3 protein-coding genes are annotated in these 6000 nt (G+C 56.1%); 2 read left to right on the forward strand and 1 reads right to left on the reverse strand.

All coding sequences use genetic code 11. From position 1 onward, the window contains the following. The first annotated feature begins 270 nt into the window (after nt 1–270). Together pheS and pheT are read left to right on the forward strand one after the other, a co-directional pair. Complete coding sequence (gene pheS / locus VFA09_05850) at nt 271–1323, forward strand: phenylalanine--tRNA ligase subunit alpha (protein ID HZU66781.1); 1053 nt, start codon at nt 271–273, stop codon at nt 1321–1323. A 25-nt stretch (nt 1324–1348) separates the two neighbouring features. After that, the gene (gene pheT, locus VFA09_05855; GenBank protein ID HZU66782.1) at nt 1349–3958 is read left to right on the forward strand and encodes a phenylalanine--tRNA ligase subunit beta; all 2610 of its coding nucleotides are present in this window, start codon (nt 1349–1351) and stop codon (nt 3956–3958) included. A gap of 82 nt (nt 3959–4040) precedes the next feature. Here the strand turns inward: pheT and VFA09_05860 are convergent, their stop codons facing one another. Then, complete coding sequence (locus tag VFA09_05860) at nt 4041–5750, reverse strand: L,D-transpeptidase (protein ID HZU66783.1); 1710 nt, start codon at nt 5748–5750, stop codon at nt 4041–4043. Nucleotides 5751–6000 lie beyond the last annotated feature (250 nt).

The following is a 6000-nucleotide window of genomic DNA, read 5'->3' on the forward strand; positions in this document are numbered from 1 at the left end:
GAAATTAGCCTCGCGCCATGTGCTGCTATACAAAGCGCATGAGGAGCATAATTGCATGGGTTCAATACGGGTGGTACCGCGGAGCGTTGCATGCTGGCAACTTCGTCCCTGTTGACGAATGTTTGTCAGCTTTTTTGATTCTTATGCCAATGTCATGCTGAGCGCGCGAGCCGAAGCCTTGAGGAACGAAGGGGAAGAAGCCGCGTGCCGTAGGGGTTTTGTAAGCGGGATTAACAGTGCAGTCCTTTTAAAGGAAGATGGAAGGTTCAAATGAGCAGTCTATTACAACAGGATTTATTGCAACAATTGGAGCAGCTACGACGAAATGCTGAAACAGCCCTGGCTTCGGCTAACAACAGCGAGGCCATTCGTGCCTGGCATGGCGAGTATCTGGGGCGCAAGGGCCAGCTTACCGCTATCCTGCGCAACCTGGGCAGTCTGAGCGCCGAGGAGCGTCCGGTGGTGGGCAAGGTCGCGAACGAAGTGAAGGTAGCCCTCGAACAGGCCTTGCAGGAGCGCCAGGCAGCAATCGAACAGGCCGAGATGATGGCCGCTCGCAGCGCAGAAACGATAGACGTAACGCTGCCTGGACGCCCGCAGACGCTGGGAAAGCTGCATCCCACCACGATGACGCTGCGGGAGATCTATACCATCTTCACCTCGATGGGCTTCCAGATTTACGATAGCCCGGAGGTAGAAACCGACGAGTACAATTTCCAATTTCTGAATATGCCGCCGGGGCACCCGGCCAGGGATATGTGGGATACCTTCTACACCACCACCGATGACCTGATCTTGCGCACGCATACCAGCCCGGGCCAGATTCATGCCATGCGCGAGTACGCGCCCGAACCAATCCGCATCATCTTGCCGGGCAAGGTCTATCGCTACGAGCAGGTCACGGCGCGTTCAGAATCGATGTTCTTCCAGGTGGAAGGCCTGGCCGTGGGCAAGCGCATCACCTTCAGCGATCTCAAGGGCGTTATCACCACCTTCGCCAATCAGATGTATGGTGAGGGACGCAAGATGCGCTTCCGCAAGAGCTACTTCCCGTTCACGGAGCCGAGCGTGGAGGCGGATATCGACTGCGTGCTGTGCGGCGGCAAGGGCTGTGCCATTTGTAAGTATACCGGCTGGCTCGAGATTATGGGCGCCGGCATGGTGCATCCCGTCGTGCTGCAATATGGCGGCTACGACCCCGGTGAGTACAGCGGCTTCGCATTCGGCATGGGGCCTGAGCGCATCGCCTTACAGCGGTATGGCATCGAAGACATCCGGTACTTCTATGCGAACGATGTGCGGTTCCTTGAAAGAGTGGGATAGATAAAGAAGTTGGAGATAAAAAATCATGCTAGTACCCATTTCATGGTTAAAAGAATACGTTGACCTGGATATGCCGCTCAAGGAACTGGCCGACCGCATTACGCTGGCGGGGCTGGAAGTCGAGGGCATAGAGCGGGCAGGCGAGTGGTGGGACCCCGAGCATATCGTCGTGGGGCGTATCCTCGCAGTAAAGGCGCACCCCAATGCTGACAGGCTGGTGCTGGTCGATGTCGATTACGGTGGTTCCGAACCGGAGCAGGTAGTGACCGGCGCGCCCAACCTTTTTCAATACAAGGACCAGGAAAACCTGCCCGTATTGAAGGTGGCTTTCGCGCGTGCCGGGGCCGTCTTGATTGATGCTTACAGTGAGGAACGCCCGCGCCCTAAAAAGAAGCTCAAGCCGTCGAAGATTCGTGGCATCCCGTCGAATGGCATGGTCTGTTCCGAGCGCGAGCTGGGACTGAGCGAGGAACACGAGGGCATTTTGCTACTGCCCGAAGATGCGCCGGTGGGCAAGCCGTTGCGAGATTACCTGGGCGATGAAGTATTCGAGATTGGCCTGACGCCTGATATGGCGCGTTGCCTCAATATGATCGGCGTGGCGCGCGAAGTCTCGGCCCTGACCGGCGCGAAGCTGCACCTGCCACCCGATGAACTGGTGGTTTCCAGCAATGGACACTCCGGAACATCCCAGGTTGTGGGACACGCTGAGGATTATGTCGATGTGCGCATCGAAAATCCTGAGCTGTGCAATCGCTACACGGCGATGATCATCAAAGATGTGCGGGTTGGCGAATCGCCGAAATGGATGCAGGATCGATTGATCAAGGCCGGTATGCGTCCCATCAGCAATATCGTCGATATCACCAACTATGTCATGTTGGAATGGGGTCAGCCCCTACACGCCTTTGACTATGACCTGCTCAAGCAGCGGGCCGAGCGGTCGGGACGCGACAAACCGGAAATCATCGTGCGCACGGCCACGACCGGCGAGAAGATGACCACCCTGGATGGCGTCGAGCGCGAGTTCGACGAATCCATTCTATTGATCACAGATACGCTTGGCCCGGTGGCGATTGCCGGCGTGATGGGCGGCGAGGAGACAGAGGTCAATGCTGAGACGCGCAATGTGCTGCTGGAATCGGCGACGTTCGATGGCATCAATAACCGTCGCACATCACAGAAGCTGAAGCTGGTCAGCGAGGCCAGCCAGCGTTTCACACGCGGTATTCCTGCCACGCTCAATCCTATCGCGGCTCGTCGGGCGGCATCGCTGATGCATCAGTATGCTGGCGGCACCGTCGTGCCTGGCCTGGTGGACGATTATCCTGTGCCGCAGCCCGAACGTGTTGTCTACACGACGGAGAGCGATATCCGCCGCCTTCTTGGTATGGATGTCAAGCTACCCGGGATTGCGGAAGATTTGCAGCGGCTGGACATTGAAAGTGAAAAACTTTCTGAGCTTCCGGCAGAGGCATCTACACTCGGTCGATCCGCTTTCGGTTTGAATGTGGAGGCAGGCGAGCCGGTGCTGCGCTGCATCGCGCCCTGGCATCGCCTGGATATCCAGGTACCGGCCGACCTGGCTGAAGAGGTCGCGCGCATGATCGGCTACGAGCATATTGCGACGACTCTTATGGACGATGTGCTGCCGCCGCCGCACCGCAACCTGGCATTGGAAACAGAGGAGAAGATTCGCGATATCCTGGTCGGCTGCGGTCTGCAGGAGACGATTGGCTACTCCTTAACGATACCTGAGCATCACGATATAATCAATCGCGAGCCTGCCGGTACGATAGAAAAAATGGTACCTTTTATCACGCTGGTGAATCCGCTCTCCATCAATCGCAGGGTGATGCGGCGCTCGCTGCTGGTAACGGCGCTGGAGAACCTGGCCTACAATTATCGCTACACGCAGCGCCAGGCCGTGTTCGAGATTGGCCATGTCTACCTGCCGGAAGAGAGCAAGGGCATTCGTCCGAAAGAGGAGCGCCGGCTCAGCATCCTGCTAACCGGGCCGCGGCAACTGGTCAATATCCAGAATGCCGCGGAAGGCACGCGCGATTTCGATTTCTTCGACCTGAAAGGTATTATAGAGACCTTACTGCACCGGCTCGGCCTCAGTGACAGCGAATTCGAGTTCGTCGCGCAGCGGGATCGTCGTGTCTTTACGCGGGTGAGCGCGGACCTGAAAATTCATGGTGAGCCGGTGGGCATCCTGGGCGAACTGCATCCCGAGGTGCAGCTTGGCTTCGATATACCCGGCAATGCGCGCGTCTATGCTGCCGAGATACGCATTGACCCGTTGATCCAGCCCGGCTGGCGCATTCATCGCATGGAGCCGATCAGCAATTATCCTCCAGTTGTGGAGGACCTGGCCTTTGTGGTTGCCGAAGAGGTGACCGCTGCGCAGGTACTGGAGGCCATTCGCAAAGCGGGTGGTTCGCTGCTGACCAGCGTAGAACTCTTCGATGTCTATCGCGGCCAGCCCATCCCTGCAGGCCAGAAGTCCCTGGCCTACAGGCTCACTTATGAGAATCCGGAGGCGCCTTTAAAGGAATCGCAGGTGGTAGCGATACGCAACCGCATTATCCAGCGGGTGAGGGATGCCGTGGGTGGAGTGCTGAGAGAATAGAAGAAACAGTTAGTGTATGTGACGCCTCCCCTTGTGAGAACCTTGATAGATCGCTATAAGGGGAGGCGTCTTGTAAGCACTATCAGTACACAACAATCTGCGTATTATAGTCGGTGTTGGCATAGAGCCAGGCGGCGTCGTTTTCCTGCATATTGATGCAGCCATGGCTGCCATTGCCGGCAAATGATTCATCGCCGCCGGTATCGTAGTGTGGGAACTGCGTGCCGGGGCCAAAGTTCACGCGCCACCACGCGTCATGGATGAAGTATCCATCCCAGTGATAATTGATGGCGTAGTGAATCGGCGTCGGCGGGTACCAGTATGGCGAACCCGGCGGGTCGGACGAGGTGAACTCGGTCGGTGACGCGCGATTCAAAACTGTCCAGTGCCCTGGCAAGGAGGGCAATTCAACGCGCCCGGTGGTTACGTGGAACGCTCGCACCAGCTTGCCATTCTGGTATAGGCGCAGCGCCTGCTCCAACATCGAGACCACGATGACCTGCCCCGAGAGGTGATAGTATTGCATCAGTTCCTGGTCGGTCTGGTGCGCCTGGTTAAACGGCGTCTTATCGGCATAATCCTGCTCCATCATTTTCAGGCTGAAGAGTTCATCGTGTTCGTCATTCAGCACGCCCTGGAAATCCGATGGGGTATATGCCCAGGAGAGTTCTAGTTGCAGCCAGTAGCCAATGCCATTCATCGTATAGCCAGAATCGAGGATATAGTTATTGCCATCGAATGTATCGTGATACAGGTGCGCATTGCCCCAGGACATTGCTTCGTTGTTGAGCTGACCGATCAGGGCAGTGGCTTCCCCTGTTACTAGCTGGTCGTGCATCGAGGCTATGTCGCTATTCACGCGATTCGCGACCGTCAGGTATTGCGCAAGCGTTTTGACGGATTGCATCGCCGCTTTGTCGGTATTGTAAAGCTGCTGGTACTGAGAGGGATCGATACCATATGATTTTAGCAACTTGATCTGTAGCTGGAACTGCTGCAACTTGGCCGCCTCGACATAAGGGAGCGCGCTCATGGAATGTGCCAGAGCCTCCGTGTATTGGGCATTGATCAGGTTTTCCAACTGCTGGAGTGCTGAGGTGGTCGTCGCGCTGTTGAGAGCCGCCAGGTCGCTGTTTTCCTGCCCTTGCAGCACGGAGACATCCAGTTGCGCTGACTGCATCTGGGTGATCGTTTCGGCAAAAGAGGTGAACTGCTCATAAGCCAGTCCCAACTGGCCTAGCGCCTGTGCTTTCTGTTGCGCGTCGTCGCGAACGGCGGCAAAGTCTTTGGGGTACTTCGCCTGCGAGAACAGCAATTGATCCTGTTGATAAGCATTATTAAAGAACTGGAGATCGCCAATCTTTTGTGTCTGCCGGCGGCTCAGCATTTGCTGGAAGCCCTGCAAATTCAGAGATGCCTGCATCTGAAACTGGCCGGTGGTCGTTGTGATCAACGTTTGCAGTTGTTGATAGAGCGCGTTGTATTGCGCTGCCTGGTGCGTATAAAAATTAGTATCGGGTTGATCGTTGAACGGTGAAAAAGGAGCGCCGGAGCTGCTCAATTGTTGCTCTTGACGCATGATAGGGGCAAGACTCTGCGTCGGTACGCCGATCTGCTGGGCGTGAGCGATCAGCTGATCCAACCGGGACTTACCCTGGCTGGCCTGTTGCTGGGATTGAGCGCTGCCCCCACAGGCGCTCGTGATGATCATCACGAGAAACAGGGATAGCACGCATGCCAGGCTGGTGAGCCTGCCAGCGCGCCGGGGAAATGGTCTCCACCATGTTTTCATATGTTATGTAAGCCCTGCCTTTCACTTCATGAAAAGAGTCCTCTGCTAGATATAGCGTTGTTCGGTTCCAAAAAGTGACGGAGAAAAGTATGAAATTTGTAAAAAAATTGGTAACTACTCAGGTAGTCTGAAATGAAGGAAGGACAGGATGACCGCGCAACGTGGCCTCCAAAGCAGAAAGCAGATCCACGCCCTGCTTGCGCAACGTCGACAAATAACCGCGGATGCGACAAAAGGCCGTCGCTCCCGC

The organism is Ktedonobacteraceae bacterium (assembly GCA_035653615.1).
In the GTDB taxonomy this organism is placed as follows: domain Bacteria; phylum Chloroflexota; class Ktedonobacteria; order Ktedonobacterales; family Ktedonobacteraceae; genus DASRBN01.

Excerpts from the sequence above, each read along its gene's own strand:
- pheS (HZU66781.1), top strand. The coding sequence starts at position 271 with ATGAGCAGTCTATTACAACAGGATTTATTGCAACAATTGGAGCAGCTA.
- pheT (HZU66782.1), top strand. The coding sequence starts at position 1,349 with ATGCTAGTACCCATTTCATGGTTAAAAGAATACGTTGACCTGGATATG.
- VFA09_05860 (HZU66783.1), bottom strand. The coding sequence starts at position 5,750 with ATGAAAACATGGTGGAGACCATTTCCCCGGCGCGCTGGCAGGCTCACC.